Raw genomic sequence first — 16,898 nt, 5'->3', positions numbered from 1 at the left:
CACAATGATCTGTTGGCTTGTGGTAGAATAAGATTGGTGTCATCAAACATTTACGGCATCGTTGCCTTGCTCAAAGGAGTGATTTTATGCGCATCTTAGAAATTATCGTTATTGCTGGTATTATACTGGCTCTATTTGGCCCCAAAACTCTGCAGTCACTTTCGCACAGAGCCGGAAAAACAGCAGGAGAAGCGAAGAACATGAAAGATAAGTTCATGGCGCACGATGATGTTGCGAAGATGCGTGATACCTTGAACAAGGTGCCCACGAGCCCGCGTGAGGCTGCACAGATGCTTTTGTCTTCTAATGAGAAGTCCGCCTCTCCCGCCGCATCTGCTACGCCTCCACGCGAACATTGATCAATTAGTAAATTTCTAACAATACTAATCATCGCAGAATTTCTACCAGATGGGTTGCGATTGTTTTGTTCTGTTTCTTGCTGAAGTTTCACCGATGAACGTATAAACGTATAAAGGCAGGTGTAGCATGGAAGAACTAAAGCAGATGAAGTGTGAGGCATGCCGTGTCGGTGCGCCTCAAGTGACAGTTGAGGAAACCAGTACCTATCAAAAACAGATTCCCAATTGGGTGATGATGGAGCGTGATGGGCTCAAGCGTTTAGAGCGTGTCTATAAATTTAAGGATTTTGTGACGGCGTTGGATTTTACGAATAAAGTTGGGGCGGCCGCTGAAGAAGCAGGACATCATCCCGCCATTTTAACCGAATGGGGATCGGTGGGAGTGGCGTGGTGGACCCATAAAATCAATGGTCTGCATCGCAATGATTTTATTATGGCCGCAAAGACTGATGAAATCTATCAAGAATTTGTGTAGATGAGCTTAAAGCTATGTGATGAAAGAGTGCCTGATCAGAGGCACTCTTTTTTGTCCGTTAGCTGAATAAATCCTGGCGGTTGGCTGATCCTTGCTCTGGACGTTCGACGATATCGACGCTCTTACCTCTGGCTGCTGGCTGGAGCAAGGCCTGTACCAGCACCTCCGCGACGTCGGCGCGTGTGATCATGCCATTGCCCTGCAATGGATGTGGTGCGACCAGAATTGCCTGGCCTCCTGGCTCGTTGCGCAATCCTCCTGGATGGACAATCGTATAGCCAAGTCCGCTTTCTTGTAGATACTTTTCGGCTCGCGCTTTGATCTTCAGAATGATGGTGAGTGGGGGAATACTCTCTGGATTGCTCGTCCCCATCGATGAACAGAGCACAAAATGTTTGACGCCAGCCTCTTTGGCTGCGTCGATCGCAGTGACGATGGCGGTATATTCTGTGTCCTTGATGGCCTGGAGATCTGTAAACGTGCGTGTGCCAATAGTGCTAATTACGGCGCTCACACCGGCCAGGGCATGTGATAACGTCTCGCTATCCACCTCACCAATAACAATATCCGCCTCTGTTTCTGGTAGCGTCTGAGCCTTGGCCGCCGTGCGCACCAGGGCTCGCGTGGGGATAGCTTTCTGCTGAAGTGCAGTCAGAACCTGTTTACCAGTTTCGCCGTTGGCACCAAGCACCAGTACATGTCCATGAAATTCCGGCATCTTCTCTGCATCTCCTTTTTGATACTCACTCTACATAACCTAACCATTGTACCACTTCCATGCTGAGCTACGAGATTGCATGCTTCCGGCTATTTTTCGATCAGAGCTACTGCGGAGCAAGCGATGCCTTCACGGCGGCCTGTAAAGCCCAGACCATCAGTTGTGGTTGCTTTGACGCTCACCTGATCGCTATGTATTTGTAGCTGTTCGGCCAGATGCGCGCGCATAGCCTGGATATGTGGCAACATTTTGGGACGTTCCGCGATTATAGTCGCGTCGATATTGCTGATGTTCCATTGTTGCTGACGCAATAGTTCCAGCGTATAGGTCAAAAAGATGGTGCTGGGTTGATCTTTCCAGCGTTCATCATGGGATGGGAAGTGTTGTCCAATATCTCCCAGGGCCGCCGCGCCAAGCAAGGCATCAACAATTGCATGGATTACCGCATCGGCATCTGAATGACCGGCCAGGCCATGGGTGTGAGGAATGGTGACGCCACCCAGAATCAGTGAGCGTCCCTCTGTAAAGGTGTGTACATCGTAACCAGAACCAACGCGTATTGTCATGACTCTTGTCCTTTTAAATAAGCTTCAGCGAAGAGTAAATCTTCCTGGGTTGTAATTTTTATATTTGTGTATGAGCCAGGAAAGACCGCAACTGGATGTCCTAATCTTTCCAGCAGGAGCGCATCGTCGGTGGCATCGTCTTCCGCCAGCGGCGAGTGATGGGCTTGATGAATCAGATCAAACGCAAAGACCTGCGGCGTCTGAACCATCCATAACAGAGAGCGTTCAGGTGTATCCAGGATAATATCGTTGCGTACCTGTTTGATAGTATCCTTCACTGGCATGGCTGCGATGGCTGCAAGATGCACCTGGGCTGCCTTCAGACCTGCTTCAATAATGGTCTCCGTGACAAAGGGACGGGCACCATCGTGGACCATTACCCAGCGGCAGGTGGGTTGTAGCTGTGCCAGCGTATCGAGTCCCTGGCATACGGAATCCTGACGGCGGAGGCCGCCGGGAACCACAGCCTGTATTTTATCCCAGGCTTCCTGCTTGCATAAAGTCCGGGTCGCGGTAAGTTGTTCCGCACTGGCGATCAGAATAATGCTATCGATCAACGGCGATGCCTGAAAAGCATCGATAGTTCGCGCAAGTGTAATGCGGCCCAGCAGGGGAATCCAGAGCTTATCGCGACCCATCCTGCGACTGGCCCCCGCAGCCACAATGATAACGGCTGATTTCTCTTGCATAAATATCGACCGAAATAGCACTGGAGATAATGGATGAGCTATCACTGTGATACTCCTGATCCTCCAGATGCTATTTCTTACCCTCCATAAAAAATAAAGAGCACCGCAAAGGGTGCTCTATAGTGTTCTCCGGTTGTATCTAGGCTTGCCTTTGCTTTAAGGGTGGCTGAGAGGCCGGGGCAATAATATTACCGCCGCTACCCTGTTTGGGATGAGCGAAGATCATGCGTCCGGCAACGGTTTGTAGTACCCGTGTGACCGAAACTTCAATCGTCGTATTCATATACTGACGTCCGTTTTCAACCACAATCATCGTGCCATCATCCAGGTAGCCAACACCCTGTCCCAACTCTTTCCCATCCTGCATGATTTTAATGTGAATATCTTCTCCTGGCAAGAGGACCGGTTTGATTGCATTGGCAAGCTCATTGATATTAAGAACCTTGACGCCCTGCAATTCGGCGACCCGGTTCAGGTTGAAGTCATTGGTAATAATGGGACAATGCTCATCGCGAGCCATTTGCACTAGCTTGCCATCCACATCGGCGATGCCCTCTACATCGGTATCGACGATCTCAATCGGCACCGTGGCATCTTTTTGTAAACGATTGAGAATCTCTAAGCCTCGTCGTCCACGATTGCGGCGCATGGTATCCGCTGAATCCGCGATGCGTTGCAACTCATTGAGTACAAAACGTGGCACAATGAGCGTCCCCCCGATAAAACCGGTCTGACTAATATCCGCAATCCGACCATCGATGATCGTGCTGGTATCCAGAAGAATATGGAGGGGCTTGAAAACGGGAACCACGGGAGTTTCTTTCTCACTCTCACGTTTCTTACTGCGTTCACTGCGTTCCTCATCCCGATCTCGCTCACGGCGGCGGGTAATTGTTGATTGGAATAGGTGGGCGATATCGCTCTTACGCACAACGGCTGAAGTCAATCCAATGGTTCCGAAAATAACTGCACCCAGGAACGGGGTAATTTGACCCAGGCCAAAGGGGAGATATTGTAACGGAATCGCCAGTAGAACGGCGAGAATAAGTCCGATAGCCAGACCGATGACAGCCGCCACGAGATCACTGGCCGAAGCTGCGTGGATTTTATGTCTGATCCACTGAAACGGTATCACGGTGATATATGGTGTGATGATAAAAGCTGCAATGGCAGCTACTGTCGCGATAATTGCGATGACCCAGGGCACCGGGAGCGGTAATGGTACCAGAGTAGTGGCCCGGTACAGCGAAATAGCGATCGCTGCGCCAACGGCGACTATGGCTCCTACGATGCGGGCAACGGTGTTCACTGACATCCCTGCATCCTCCAAAGCTAAGCACACTATACTGTGCTATCTAGGCTCAAGAGGGTCATGTAACTTCTTTGTACGCCAGGCAAGGTCAAGTGCAAGGATAAAAAATGATAAAAGATAAGTCCGAATGAATCGCCTTGGGCCTGCTGTCCAAAAAAACACGCACCTTTTGAGCTACCAATTTCAACATGTATACGAATCAGCCTACAAGAATGTTTCCTCACGGTAGTAGAGGATGACTTTTGTCTGTTCTACACACTTGCCGTTTGATCTGTTCGCTCACTCAGTTAGCAGGCACTGGCCTGCTCTTTGCAACTGAACTTTTTTCTGTACAGAAGGTGATCTGTGTCGAATATGCAGTATACACCGTTTCTGTGTAAGAATCAATAGCCTTATCTACTGCTTTGCATGTCTTGCTTGCAATATGGATAAAAGGCGAAATGTAGCCTCCTAGTTTTCTTTGTTGTTTTCCTTTTGATGCAACGCAATTTCCAGGGCTACGCCCAGGGTACTGGCCGTGATAACTTGAAAGTCCTCAGGCAGGTTCGCTGTTTCTAGTTCTTTGGGAAAACGCGTTGGCTTCCCTGATCTGGGAATAATACAGCGTTTAAAGCCCAGCTTGGCAGCCTCGCGTACACGTAATGACAGCCTGCTGACAGCCCGCAACTCACCTGAGAGTCCTACCTCCCCAATCAGCACCATATCCGCCGGAATCAGGCGCTCACGGTAGCTGGAAGCGATAGCTGCCGCCACTCCTAGATCAATTGAAGGTTCTTCGATCGTAAAGCCACCCACTACATTCGCGTAGACATCATGGCCGCCTACTGCCAATCCTACGCGCTTGGTGAGTACCGCCATCAGCATAACCAGACGATTATGATCAATGCCATTGGTCGTGCTGCGTGGATTGCCAAAGTTACTGGGGGTTACCAATGCCTGGACCTCTACCAGCAAAGGACGGGTACCTTCCATGCTGACCGTTACTGCCGATCCCGAGGCATTGACCGCACGATCCGAGAGAAAGATAGCTGATGGATTGGTTACTTCAACCAGACCTTCACCATGCATTTCAAAGATGCCGATTTCATGGGTTGCCCCAAAGCGATTCTTCACCCCACGTAGCAGGCGATAGGAATGATAGCGTTCCCCTTCCAGATAGAGGACCGCATCCACGATATGTTCCAATACTTTAGGACCTGCGACGGTGCCCTCTTTGGTGACGTGACCAATAATCAAAATGGGTATCTGCGTGCTTTTCGCCAGTTGCATCAACTGGACCGTACACTCACGCACCTGGCTGATACTGCCGGGGGCTGAAGTTACATGTGCCGCCGACACTGTTTGAATAGAATCAACGATCACCATTGCCGGTCTCAGACGATTCACCACCTCAATAATCACATCCAGCTCTACCTCAGCCAGGAGATAGAGGCGCTCGCCGGTGATATCTAATCGTTCCGCGCGCATCTTAATCTGCTCCATTGATTCCTCGCCGGAGATATAGAGTACTGGTCCCGTATTCTCTGCGATGGTCCCTGACACCTGTAAGAGCAAGGTAGATTTACCAATGCCCGGTTCACCACCAACTAAGATCAAGGATCCTGGAACCAGTCCGCCGCCCAGCACTCGATCCATTTCTGGATAGCCTACGGGGATGCGTTCTTGTACCAGAGGTTTTATATGAGGAAGAATGATAGGGGTATGAGTATTATAGCCATTGTTCGCGTTTCCCAATAACGTCTGACGGCGCTGCTGTGCCGGGCTCTGCGGAATATCGACAACCTCTTCCAGCGTATTCCAGGCATCGCAATCGGGACATTTCCCCATCCACTTACTATGTTCCCCACCACATTGTTGGCAGATATATTTTGTGCGTGTTTTAGCCATAAAGCGAAGTACAATCTGTTCTATGAAGGCACTTGTGGTTCTTTACAAAAAAGAAGGGACGTGATCAAGTCACGCCCCTTCGTGTTTCTTAGTTTTCGGTATTCGGGCTACTCTCTCCGCCAGCCGAAAGGGCCGCTTCAGGGGTAGCTGATGCCGGTGGTGGCAACTGCTCGATACGATTGCGTACCTGAAGTACCAGATCATTATCGACGATACTTGCTTCAATCAGTTCGCCGGGATGGAACTTGCCTTGCAGCAAGCCTTCGGCCAGCGGATCCTCAACCATACGCTGAATGGTTCGGCGCAATGGGCGAGCACCATACTCGGGATCAAAGCCCTTATCAATCAAGAAATCTTTGGCACTCTGAGGCACAACCAGCTCGATTTGCTGCTCGGTTAACTGTGTACGGACACGATTGAGTAACAGATCGACGATTGAGTACATTTCTTCCATATGCAGAGAATGGAAGACAATCACCTCATCGATACGGTTCAAGAACTCTGGCTTGAAGGTATTCTTCAGTTCGCCCAGTACCTTGCCCTTCATGGAATCGTAATCGGCTTGATTGGCTTTCTGCTTATCTTTCGATTGCTTAAAGCCGATTGAGGCCTCTTTATTTAAGAGTGCCGCGCCGACATTTGACGTCATGATGATCACGGTATTGCGGAAGTCCACCGTACGGCCCTTGGCATCTGTCAACTTGCCATCCTCCAGAATCTGGAGCAGCATGTTGAAGACATCCGGGTGCGCCTTCTCGATTTCGTCGAGCAGGATCACGCTATAGGATTTACGGCGTACCGCCTCGGTGAGCTGACCACCTTCTTCATAACCGACATATCCGGGAGGGGCACCGACCAGACGGGCGGCGGCGTGACGCTCCATGAACTCTGACATGTCGATTTTGATTAGAGAATCTTCACTACCGAACATAAACTCGGCCAGAGTCTTTGCCAGCTCGGTTTTACCAACACCTGTCGGACCCATAAAGATGAAGGAACCAATCGGGCGTTTGGGATCTTTCAAGCCAGCGCGCGCGCGGCGCACCGCACGTGCAATCTTTTCAATCGCTTCAACCTGACCAATCACGCGGGAGTGTAATGCATCTTCCATCTGTAAGAGTCGCTCGGACTCTTCCTGCGCAATACGCATAACTGGGATACCGGTCCACATCGAGACGATCTGTGCGATCTCCTCTTCGCCAACCGTTGGTTTCTCATTCCCACGCTCTTTATGCCAGCCAGATTCAAGCTTGGCAATACGATCTCGCAATTTTACTTCGCGATCTCGTAACTCAGCCGCCAGCTCATACTCTTGCTGCTGGATAGCCGCCTCTTTCTCGCGTAGCACCGACTCCAGGCCCTTCATCGCCTCTTTCAGGTTCAGGGGAGCCAGAGAGTTCTGCATGCGTACACGGCTGGCAGCCTCATCGATCAGGTCGATGGCTTTATCCGGCATGAAGCGATCGGTGATATAGCGGCTTGCCATATCGGTTGCGGCCTTCAACGCCTCGTCTGTAATGATCAGGCGATGGTGTTGCTCATAGCGTTCGCGGATGCCTTTGAGAATCTCAATGGTCTCCTCGACGTTTGGCTCGCGTACAATCACTTCCTGGAAACGACGTTGGAGGGCTGCGTCACGCTCGATATACTTACGATATTCATCGAGTGTCGTCGCGCCAATACACTGCAATTCACCCCGGGCGAGGGCGGGCTTCAGGATATTCGCGGCATCGACAGCGCCTTCAGCGGCACCAGCTCCAACCAGAGTATGTACCTCATCGATAAAGATAATGCAATCGCGACTGTTGCGGATTTCTTCTATGATTTTCTTAAGGCGCTCTTCAAACTCACCACGGTATTTGGTACCTGCTACCAGGGAGCCAACGTCCAGGGTCAGCAGGCGTTTGCCAGCCAATGTTTCTGGAACCTCGCCAGAGATCAAGCGCTGAGCCAGACCTTCGACGATAGCTGTCTTACCAACACCGGGCTCACCGATGAGAGCCGGATTATTCTTGTTACGACGGGAGAGAATCTGGATGACGCGCTCAATTTCTTGATGGCGTCCAATGACGGGATCGAGTGTACCGGCGCGAGCAGCGGCGGTCAGGTCAATACCCATCTGGTCAATGGTTGGGGTCTTGGAATGTTTTGCGTCGCGCTCATGAGGAGTACCCGATTGATTGAGCACTTGAATCGTTTGCGTACGCACTTTCTCCAGGTTGACGCCCAGGCTTTCGAGTACGCCAGCGGCGATCCCTTCACCTTCACGGACCAATCCTAATAAAAGATGCTCTGTCCCGATATAGTGATGGTTCAGGCGGCGAGCTTCATCAACGGCCAGCTCGATCACCTTTTTGGCACGCGGGGTCAGACCAATTTCGCCAAGGACGATGCGGTCACCGCGACCAATAATAAATTCAACGGCACTGCGAACTTTGTTAAGTTCGACGCCGAGATTTGCTAGTACTTTGGCCGCTACACCCTCGCCCTCGCGAACGAGACCGAGTAGGAGGTGCTCGGTACCAATATAGTTATGTTGGAAGCGTTGGGCTTCCTCCTGGGCAAGGCTCAGAACTTTTCTGGCCCGCTCTGTGAACTTATCAAATCTATCTCTATCGTTCACCTGTTTGTCACCCCCCTTTCATTGGCAGAGGGTGGAACCGAGCCCTCTGTGTCGCTCAGGTAAATTACGTAATTAATCATACAACACCCATCATACAGCGTCAAGGATAACAACTGTAGCCTCCCGTCTGTCAATAAATGCTTAACCTTCTTACTGAGAAACAATCGACCTCCACACTGCATAGCCATAGAGAGGCGCAGCGGAGAGGTCGCGAGATCAGTTGTTCAGGTACGATGTGCTCTAAAAGTATGGAACCTTTATCGATGTAGAAGCCTCCGTCTCTTTTTGATGCAATGATAAACGAGTGGTTTTGCGGAGTACGCTGGCCAGGATCGTTGGCTCACCATCGTTACCTGCACGGGTAAACACGCGATTTGATTATCCTATATTCTACAACAAAAATGTGCGAATAGCATCTGGATGTTCACTATTTACTTTTCGTCAATTGACGTTGAAGAGAATGACAGAATCGCTTTATAAACTGCACATTTCATCATACTACAACTCTTTTTGTAACGTCAAGAATAGTAGAGGCAACCAGTGCTTTCCTGCTCTCTCTATGCCGCCTTCGGCGGATAGAGAGGTAAGGGGAAAATGGGGACACCCCATTCCCCGGCAGGGGAACTGCCGTCCCCCGGCACCCTCTGCTTAAGAAGTGGGATTGTTGCTCCGGCACCCTCTGCTTAAGAAGTGGGATTGTTGCTCCGGCACCCTCTGCTTAAGAAGTGGGATTGTTGTGAGATTTCTTGCGCCTCTGCATGGGAAGTGGGAAGGTTGCTCCGGCACTCCCTGTTTAAGAAGCGGGATTGTTCAGGGGGCAACCCTTGGCCTGGAATCCGGGGCTGTGCCCCGGGTTCTTTCTCCCACGCCGCCGCAAGCGGCTGGAATGGCTGAGTGAGTATTTGGATGACAAGGAACCTCCCTGTATGCCTTTTTTCTCATGCGAGAAGAAGGCACGGGGAGGTTCCTTGTCACATTGCGACTTGTCTGTTGCTAGCGAATGCTAACGACGGAGAGCTTATTCTTCCGAAGTATCGCCCTCATCTTTGGATGAACGCTGGCGGGCTGCGGCACGGAATGCCTCTGCCATAGCTGTCAGTTCACCCTCATCGCCTCGTCCGCCCTGGCTTTCAGAGCGTTCGCTGCGATCCCGGCGCTGCTCATTGCGATCCCGTTTTGATGCTGGAGTCGTCTCTGGGAGGGACTCCAACGAAGGAGTAACAGGTGCGGCAGGAGTCTCGACAACTGGAGCAGCACTAATCTGTTCCTCTTCGTTACTCTCGCTGACTTGCTCTTCCTGAGCAGGAATCTCACTGATCTCTTCTTTCGCATCGACCTCATCGGCCTGACGTAAGCTGAGACCCAGACGGCGGCGCTCGGCGTCAATGCGCAGAATGCGGAGCTGCAACTGAGCACCCTCATGCAATACGGACTTTGGATCCGTACCCGGTGTCAGCTCGGACAGGTGAATCAGGCCCTCGATGCCATCCTCGATGCGCGCAAAGGCACCGAAGGGGGCAATCTTGGTCACTGTACCAGTGACAACCTGTCCCGTTGTGTAGCGCTGCTCAACGGTTGTCCAGGGGTCAACCTCGGCACGTTTGATTGAGAGTGCGATTTTCTTTTTCTCTTTATCGACACTCAGAACCTGTACCTCGACTTCCTGGCCGACATGCAGTACTTCGCTAGGATGATTGACACGGCTCCAGGCCAGTTGACTGATGTGAACCAGTCCGTCTGCTCCACCCAGGTCAACAAAGGCACCAAAGTTCGCCAGATTACTGACGACGCCCTTGCGAACTTCACCCGGTTTCAATTCATCGAGCAGTTCCTCGCGACGGCGCTGACGCCATTCCTGGACAGCCAGGCGCTCTGAGAGGATCAAGCGATTGCGCGCCCGATTGATCTCGATGATTTTTAACTGTAGCTCTTTGTCCTTCATGCTCTGAAGTTTGGCTGCTGTTTCCTGGTTTTCACCACCAGCGGCGACTTCTTCGCGCTTCAGGTTCAAGATTTGGGAGATTGGCACAAAACCACGAATGCCTGCTACGTCCACAATTAAGCCACCTTTGTTGAAATCGATGACTTTTGCTTTGAGAAGTTCGTTGTTTTTGTACTGTTCTTCCGCGATACGCCACTGGCGCTCGGTGTTGGCCCGTTTCAGTGAAAGGACGGTATGCCCTTCAACTGTCTCTGGCTGGATGACATAAACCAGAACTTTATCATTGAGGTGCAGTTCGCTAAAAGAACCATAGCCACTGGCTGGGAGTTCTTTTGTTGGGAGGACGCCTTCTGATTTGAGGCCAATATCCACCAGAATTTCGTCCTGGTCGATACGCACGATCACGCCCTCGACTACATCACCTCGTTTGATGCTGATGGGATTCGCTGATTCTGCCAGCAATGCCGCCATCTCATTTTGGTTATAGTCTTCCAACTCTTCGGGGTTGTTGTTTTGACCTTGTAAGTCATTTCCTTCGATCATCGTCTGTACCCGCCCGCTGTTTTGATTTGCCGCTGGCATTGTCGAAAGGTCGCCGTGCTTTTCTGCATGCATGGGTTTGGTAACCCCTTTCGATCCACGGTTTTTGCCTCGTCTACGACGCTACACTTGTGTCTTCCCCGCTTGATTCTGTGCTGTCTATCTTGTCAGTTATGCCGAACTGACGTTTCCATCGTATTGCTCTTTAAACAGTAAGAACAACGTGATGGATTGCACGGCACGTGAAACCATGGGGAGTGTACCATCGGACTTGGGCTTAATCGGAGGAGTTGCTTTGGCGGTGATCGTTTCGTTTGGCAAATACTCAGGCTTCTCCAAAGTATTGCTCGGACCTATTGTTTGCTTTACAGAACCGGTGATACGAAACGATACTCGCAGGCAGCGCGCCATGATACTAAAGAAAATGAGCGCCTAAATGTAAGCATATCTCCACTCGATACTCTCTATTATAACAAATGACGCCGTCAATTGCAAGACAATAAAGAGTCTCCTGGCAAATCTCTCCGATATTTTTCTGTCCCAGATTGTATCACAGTGGCACAATCCCCTTTCTTGTATGGTACAATACGTAGTATGGATGTGTTGAATTTGACGAATACTGTAGCTCTCTTGCAGCGCTTGCGTGAACGTCTGGCCCCTGTTGAGGCAGCTGAGACGCTGGTGGATCAGGTGGAGGGTAGGCAGGATAATGCGCGTAAAGCTGCAGTGCTGCTTCCATTGTTTGTGGATAATGGGGTGTTGCAATTGGCTTTTATTCGCCGTGCCAGTTCGTTGCGAGCCCACAGCGGTGAGATCGCTTTTCCAGGTGGCAAGGTTGAAGCGACGGATACTTCTGTTGTGATGACTGCCTTGCGCGAAGCCCAGGAGGAGATTGGTCTGGACCCAACACTGGTTGAGCCTCTTGGCCTGTTATCACCGGTGTTTACTGTGGTGACCAACTATCTGATTACGCCAGTGGTTGGCTTTCTCCCACAGGGGCTGGGTAGTTTGAAATTACAGGAGAGCGAGGTCGCCGAGCTCTTTCAAATCTCACTACCCGCGTTGGCTGATCCGGCAATTGCTTATACTGAGCACTGGTCGCGTGATGGTCAAACACGAATTGTCCACTTTTTTGATTATGAAACGTATCGTATCTGGGGAGCGACTGGAAGGATACTGGCAGCATTTCTTGAGTTGTGTACGCAGCCGGATACTCCCACGCAGTTGGAAACCTCAGCGCACTGTTTCCCCCAATAGTCATACTTCTCTTGCGAAACTGGGCCAGATGACTACAATTAAGAGTAGTCGGACAAGAATACTGTAGTGCGTACGTTGTAAGCTGTCCATTGTTGATGCGGTTGGTCTGTAAGTGCCCGCGTGGAGAAATGCTGTGACGTTGCCAGATTCCGATGCACATTCTCAGAATGTCTTGCCTCGCCGATCACGAATATTCTCTTCATTCCACTCGATGCCCGAACAATTTATGGCGTCTCCTGCCCCTATTTCTTCCTTCTCCCCCTTCCCCTCGTTGTCGAGCATGGCAAACTCCCATTCTGCAGATGATGAACAGGCATTTGATTTTGCAACCCATTCCTGGAATCCCGCGACTGGCGGTTTGAAGACCCTGACTGCAAAACGAGAGCTTCCTATGCGACCTGAACGGCGCAATGCCGGCGTCGTTGCAAACAGGTCGGCTACTGCACGTAGCCACCTGTTTCCACTGGTTCTGCTAGGATGCGTGATGCTGATGCTCACTGGCGGAGGCATCGTGTTATTTGTAATGCTGCAACCATGACATACAGAATTGGAGTTCGCGTACCTCATTCCCAACGACATGTTTACATAAACTTAGAATAGAATACTGGCTATGGACGAGAACTAGCTGCAGGTATCCCATGCAAATCGCTTGCCGCGTGGATGGCCTTTATGATTGCGCGCGCAAGTGTGTCAGCGGCGGCTGCTCCTAACAAGCTGACTTGTTGTGCAGCACTTGCCGTGTCTTGCTGTAAACCTGATGTCCTATCGCCTGTTGCCAGCGCAAATACGGTATCGCCGTCAAACATCGTATGCGCAGGTCGGATGACCTGGGCCATGCCGTCGTGTGCCATCTGAGCGATCTTACTGATCTGTGCCTTGGTAAGGGCTGCATTCGTAGCGATAGCGGCGATGGTTGTATTTCCAAATGGATTCCCGGGAATCTCGCTGCTTTCTGACGTATGGCGGGACCCGGCTATGGGCTGTTGTGTCTGAATATCGATGATATTGCCCAGCGCATTCAAAACGACGATAGCGCCTACGATCAAGCCGCCGGGTAGCACGACACTGGCCGAGCCAAGTCCGCCCTTGGTTGCGAACGTAGGACCAAATAGTTTGCCGACTGTGGCACCGGTTCCACCTCCGACATTGCCCTGCTCAACCGGACCAGCATGGGCATTCTCGCAGGCCGCATAGCCATCCGCATCGCCGGGACGAATCTTTGCCGATCCAAAGGTGAGATCATAGATCGCAGCCCCGGGTACAATGGGAATAGGAATGCCACCGCTATCGTAACCAATGCCGCGTTCATCCAGATAGCGCACCACGCCGCTGGCCGCATCCAATCCAAACGCGCTCCCGCCCGTCAGCAGAATCGCATGCACCTCTTCCACCATACAAACTGGATTCAAAAGATCCGTCTCACGGGTCGCAGGACCACCACCTCGCACGTCTACACCTGCCACGGTAGGAACATCGCACAATACCACCGTACAGCCCGTACCAGCCTCCAGATTCGTGCTATGGCCTACTCGAATACCGGGAACATCAGTGATATCATCATGCATATCAATACCCTCTTCTCATCTGAAACTCCAACCAATAAATCTCCAAGATTATAGCAGGTGCAAGAAGATCGCATGCACCAAAGACCATATGGGAGAAAATCGACATTTCTCCAGCATGATTATCGGTATTTTGGCGGTATTGCCTTTCAAAAAAAGATGACCGGGTGTTACAAAACACGCGGCCCTCTTTCTTATAGTTTTTGGTTTTTGACTCCGCTTACGCCTCGTTGGGGATGACGCGTTTCAGGTTTGCCATGGTCTGTTCGACGTTCTCTTTGTCGTTATAAACGGCCGAGCCAGCTACCAGCAGATTGGCTCCTGCGCGTACCGCCAGGGGAATGGTTTCTGCATTGATGCCGCCATCAACTTCGATATCGCAGGTGAGATTGCGCTGGCGCAGCATGTTATGCAGGGTCTGGATTTTGGGGAGGGTCTCCGGTATGAAGGCCTGTCCACCAAAGCCAGGATTGATCGTCATGACCAGGATCAGATCGCAGAATGGAAGCATGTCCTGTAACATGAACACTGGCGTGGAGGGATTGATTGCCACGCCAGCCTTTTTTCCTGCATCGTGAATCTGTTTGAGCACACGGTGCAGATGTGGACAGACCTCTTGATGGACAATGATCACGTCCGCTCCTGCTTTAGCAAACGTCTCAATGTACTCTTCGGGATTCGTGATCATCAGATGGGCTTCCAGAGTGGTTTTGGTGCAGCCCCGAACCGCCTCAACAACCATCGGTCCCATGGTGATATTTGGCACGAAGTGACCATCCATCACGTCGATTTGAATCCGTCTGGCACCCGCTGCCTCTACTGCTCGAACCTGTTCGCCCAGCCGGGTAAAATCGGCAGACAGAATTGACGGCACTATCTCAGCCATATTTTGACGTCTCCTACTTCTGTTTGCTCAATCTGGCGGCCGCGGCGGTATCAAACATCCAGGTTACCTCACCAGCGGTCGGGCGCACGATCTGGGCTGGATACTCTTCCGGCTGATAGGGTCCCTCGATGACTGCCTGGACCGCTTCTTCCTTCTCTGCTCCTGTGACGAGGAAGAGGGTGTGGATGGCGGCATTGAGCAGCACCGGGGTAAAGGTCAGGCGTGGTGGGGGAGGCTTGGGCACGGTTACGGGCATGACCAGACGGTCGCTTTCTTCCAATGAGGCCTGATGAGGGAAGAGAGAGGCTGTATGGCCTTCTGGTCCCATACCCAGCTGGATCAGATCGAAGCGTGGCACACCGGTAGTACCAAAGGCGCGCTGCATCTCCTGTGCATAGGCCAGCGAGGCAGCATCACGATCAGCCTCATCGGCGGGTACACGATGGATCTGGCTCTCCGCTACCTGTAGTTTGCTTAACATAACCTGTTGGGCCAGATGATAATTGCTTTCGGCATCATCAGATGGTACGCAACGCTCGTCGCTCCAGAAAAACTCGACCTTGCTCCAATCAATCTGGTTGCGATAGGGCTCCTCCGCCAGCATCGCATAGAGTTTGCGAGGCGTGGAACCGCCAGAGAGCGCGAGCATAAAGCGCCCGCGAGCGGCGATAGACTCCTGGGCCACACGCACAATGTATTCTGCGGCGGCCTCACTGAGTTGGGCTACATCCGAAAAAATGACAACGTCCATACAATGCTCCAATAGAAAACTAACCTTGATTAAGCGAGAAGTGCAAACACCTCATGGAGTGATTTCTCATACAGGTGATCACGTCCCGTAATTTCCATTTCGTTGTGTAGCAGCTTACTTTCTTTATGAGTGGCTGCTATATTGACGGTCCGTGGAGGTCGAGTGCTGGCAGGCACATCGACAGACGTGATAACATGATCGTCATCATCCCCACGTTCAATGGTAAACGTCGCCTGTTTGCCATGATCTGTTCCAATTAATTGGACCAGACAAATAGTACCAGGCTCGGAATCACTGAGGACACGCGGACGAATCTCGATATCAATTCCTCCAGGAGGAGTACTGATCTGTGCTCCCTCTTCTGTGGCAGATGCTGGCTGCGTGACGACTTTTGTCATATCACGGCTTGACATATGCCAGGAGAACACCCCTGATTCCCTATCACGATATTTATCCTGTTCATCCTCTAACAATAGCCAGCCCAGGCGTGTTTTCAGCCAGGCTGCCAGAAGCAAAGCCCCACCTGGTTTACGGAGATGGGCATGAGCTCCCGTAGTTGCCTGCGTGGAGGGAACCGCATATTCTATGGTAATGGTATGCAGGCCCATCAGATAGAGTCGGTAATCAGCGATATCAAAGAATTGGGCGATCAATTCACGTAAGGCGGTAACTCGCCCCCAGGTGAGATCACTAAGCGCGCAATGTGACGACTCTTGCAAGAGTGTAGAGATTGCACGCATTTGCTTTTCGGGTTGTGAAAAACGGCTGGAATCGATAATCACCCGACTACTGATACGCAGCAGACGTTGAAAGACATCCAATTGTTCTGGTAAGTCATTGAGCCACCACAGGTAGACCGGGAGATCAGGTTTCAATAGCGCCTCAACAATGTTGTCAGCGTAGTGCGTGGCAGCGCCATTCACCGTGACAGCAATCTGTTCAAAGTGGTGGCGCATCACATCGGAAATGATGGGGAAGGAGCGCAGTGTAATCCACGTCGAAACCTCCGATGGGATATCACTGCGCGGGTCAAGAATTAAAAGGGTAACTCGAGCGATATGTGTGCTGGATAAGTCACGTAAGAGTACGCTGGCCTCCTGAGCACTTTTTTCATCCTGTGCACAGATCACGAAGTTCAGTACACTGGTACGCACATTCATGTTCTGACTGATACGCATATTATCAGCAGCCAGGTGCCAGAGAGAGATCAATTCATCCTCGACTAGTTCCTGGCGTACCTTTTTTCCTGCCCACGGCAGGTGCATTCCTGCGGTTGCGGAGTTATCCATTGCCATTCCTACACCCTTCATCATTGAACATCGTTGTTCATA

General features: G+C 51.2%; 16 protein-coding genes. 4 read left to right on the top strand and 12 right to left on the bottom strand.

Annotated features, from left to right (window positions below; all coding sequences use genetic code 11):
- Window positions 1-86 precede the first annotated feature (86 nt).
- Window positions 87-359, top strand: coding sequence for a Sec-independent protein translocase subunit TatA/TatB (locus F1593_RS03180; protein WP_149400118.1), 273 nt, complete (start codon window positions 87-89; stop codon window positions 357-359).
- Window positions 360-486: 127 nt separating this feature from the next.
- Window positions 487-834 (top strand): 4a-hydroxytetrahydrobiopterin dehydratase, encoded by a 348-nt coding sequence (locus tag F1593_RS03175; RefSeq protein ID WP_149400117.1) that lies wholly within the window; start codon window positions 487-489, stop codon window positions 832-834.
- Between the two features lie 58 nt (window positions 835-892).
- Here F1593_RS03175 and F1593_RS03170 read toward each other — a convergent pair whose 3' ends face one another.
- The 8 genes from F1593_RS03170 to F1593_RS28155 all read right to left on the bottom strand — a co-directional run bounded on the left by F1593_RS03170 (window position 893) and on the right by F1593_RS28155 (window position 11,432).
- Window positions 893-1,552 carry an SDR family oxidoreductase gene (locus tag F1593_RS03170; RefSeq protein ID WP_149400116.1) on the bottom strand — a complete coding sequence of 220 codons (660 nt, stop codon included), beginning with the start codon at window positions 1,550-1,552 and terminating at the stop codon, window positions 893-895.
- A gap of 89 nt (window positions 1,553-1,641) precedes the next feature.
- Window positions 1,642-2,112 (bottom strand): 2-C-methyl-D-erythritol 2,4-cyclodiphosphate synthase, encoded by a 471-nt coding sequence (gene ispF / locus F1593_RS03165; RefSeq protein ID WP_149400148.1) that lies wholly within the window; start codon window positions 2,110-2,112, stop codon window positions 1,642-1,644.
- A gap of 2 nt (window positions 2,113-2,114) precedes the next feature.
- Window positions 2,115-2,807: a 2-C-methyl-D-erythritol 4-phosphate cytidylyltransferase gene (gene ispD / locus F1593_RS03160; RefSeq protein ID WP_149400115.1), complete on the bottom strand. Its 693-nt coding sequence runs from the start codon at window positions 2,805-2,807 to the stop codon at window positions 2,115-2,117.
- Window positions 2,808-2,946: 139 nt separating this feature from the next.
- On the bottom strand, window positions 2,947-4,122 hold the full coding sequence (locus F1593_RS03155; RefSeq protein WP_172631826.1) for a PIN/TRAM domain-containing protein: 1,176 nt from the start codon (window positions 4,120-4,122) through the stop codon (window positions 2,947-2,949).
- Window positions 4,123-4,569: 447 nt separating this feature from the next.
- Window positions 4,570-6,006 (bottom strand): DNA repair protein RadA, encoded by a 1,437-nt coding sequence (gene radA / locus F1593_RS03150; RefSeq protein ID WP_149400114.1) that lies wholly within the window; start codon window positions 6,004-6,006, stop codon window positions 4,570-4,572.
- 88 nt (window positions 6,007-6,094) lie between these two features.
- Window positions 6,095-8,629 (bottom strand): ATP-dependent Clp protease ATP-binding subunit, encoded by a 2,535-nt coding sequence (locus F1593_RS03145; RefSeq protein ID WP_149400113.1) that lies wholly within the window; start codon window positions 8,627-8,629, stop codon window positions 6,095-6,097.
- 1,018 nt (window positions 8,630-9,647) lie between these two features.
- Window positions 9,648-11,186 carry a 30S ribosomal protein S1 gene (locus F1593_RS03140; RefSeq protein ID WP_149400112.1) on the bottom strand — a complete coding sequence of 513 codons (1,539 nt, stop codon included), beginning with the start codon at window positions 11,184-11,186 and terminating at the stop codon, window positions 9,648-9,650.
- Window positions 11,187-11,282: 96 nt separating this feature from the next.
- Entirely contained in the window at window positions 11,283-11,432 is a 150-nt protein-coding gene (locus F1593_RS28155) for a hypothetical protein (RefSeq protein WP_172631825.1), read from the bottom strand.
- A gap of 288 nt (window positions 11,433-11,720) precedes the next feature.
- On the opposite strand from F1593_RS28155, the gene F1593_RS03135 reads away from it, so the two are divergent.
- The gene (locus tag F1593_RS03135; protein ID WP_172631824.1) at window positions 11,721-12,368 is read left to right on the top strand and encodes an NUDIX hydrolase; all 648 of its coding nucleotides are present in this window, start codon (window positions 11,721-11,723) and stop codon (window positions 12,366-12,368) included.
- A 133-nt stretch (window positions 12,369-12,501) separates the two neighbouring features.
- A complete protein-coding gene (locus tag F1593_RS03130) occupies window positions 12,502-12,906 on the top strand; it encodes a hypothetical protein (RefSeq protein WP_149400110.1) in 405 nt (134 codons plus the stop codon).
- A 70-nt stretch (window positions 12,907-12,976) separates the two neighbouring features.
- Here F1593_RS03130 and F1593_RS03125 read toward each other — a convergent pair whose 3' ends face one another.
- From F1593_RS03125 to F1593_RS03110, 4 genes are all read right to left on the bottom strand, one after another.
- Window positions 12,977-13,933 (bottom strand): P1 family peptidase, encoded by a 957-nt coding sequence (locus tag F1593_RS03125; RefSeq protein WP_149400109.1) that lies wholly within the window; start codon window positions 13,931-13,933, stop codon window positions 12,977-12,979.
- Window positions 13,934-14,150: 217 nt separating this feature from the next.
- On the bottom strand, window positions 14,151-14,816 hold the full coding sequence (gene rpe / locus F1593_RS03120; protein WP_149400108.1) for a ribulose-phosphate 3-epimerase: 666 nt from the start codon (window positions 14,814-14,816) through the stop codon (window positions 14,151-14,153).
- A 13-nt stretch (window positions 14,817-14,829) separates the two neighbouring features.
- Entirely contained in the window at window positions 14,830-15,567 is a 738-nt protein-coding gene (pgl, locus tag F1593_RS03115) for a 6-phosphogluconolactonase (protein WP_149400107.1), read from the bottom strand.
- A gap of 29 nt (window positions 15,568-15,596) precedes the next feature.
- Window positions 15,597-16,862, bottom strand: coding sequence for a glucose-6-phosphate dehydrogenase assembly protein OpcA (locus F1593_RS03110; RefSeq protein ID WP_172631823.1), 1,266 nt, complete (start codon window positions 16,860-16,862; stop codon window positions 15,597-15,599).
- Between the last annotated feature and the right edge of the window lie 36 nt (window positions 16,863-16,898).

Source organism: Dictyobacter arantiisoli (assembly GCF_008326305.1).
In the GTDB taxonomy this organism is placed as follows: Bacteria; Chloroflexota; Ktedonobacteria; order Ktedonobacterales; family Ktedonobacteraceae; genus Dictyobacter; species Dictyobacter arantiisoli.
This window is presented reverse-complemented; position numbering and strand designations above follow the sequence as displayed.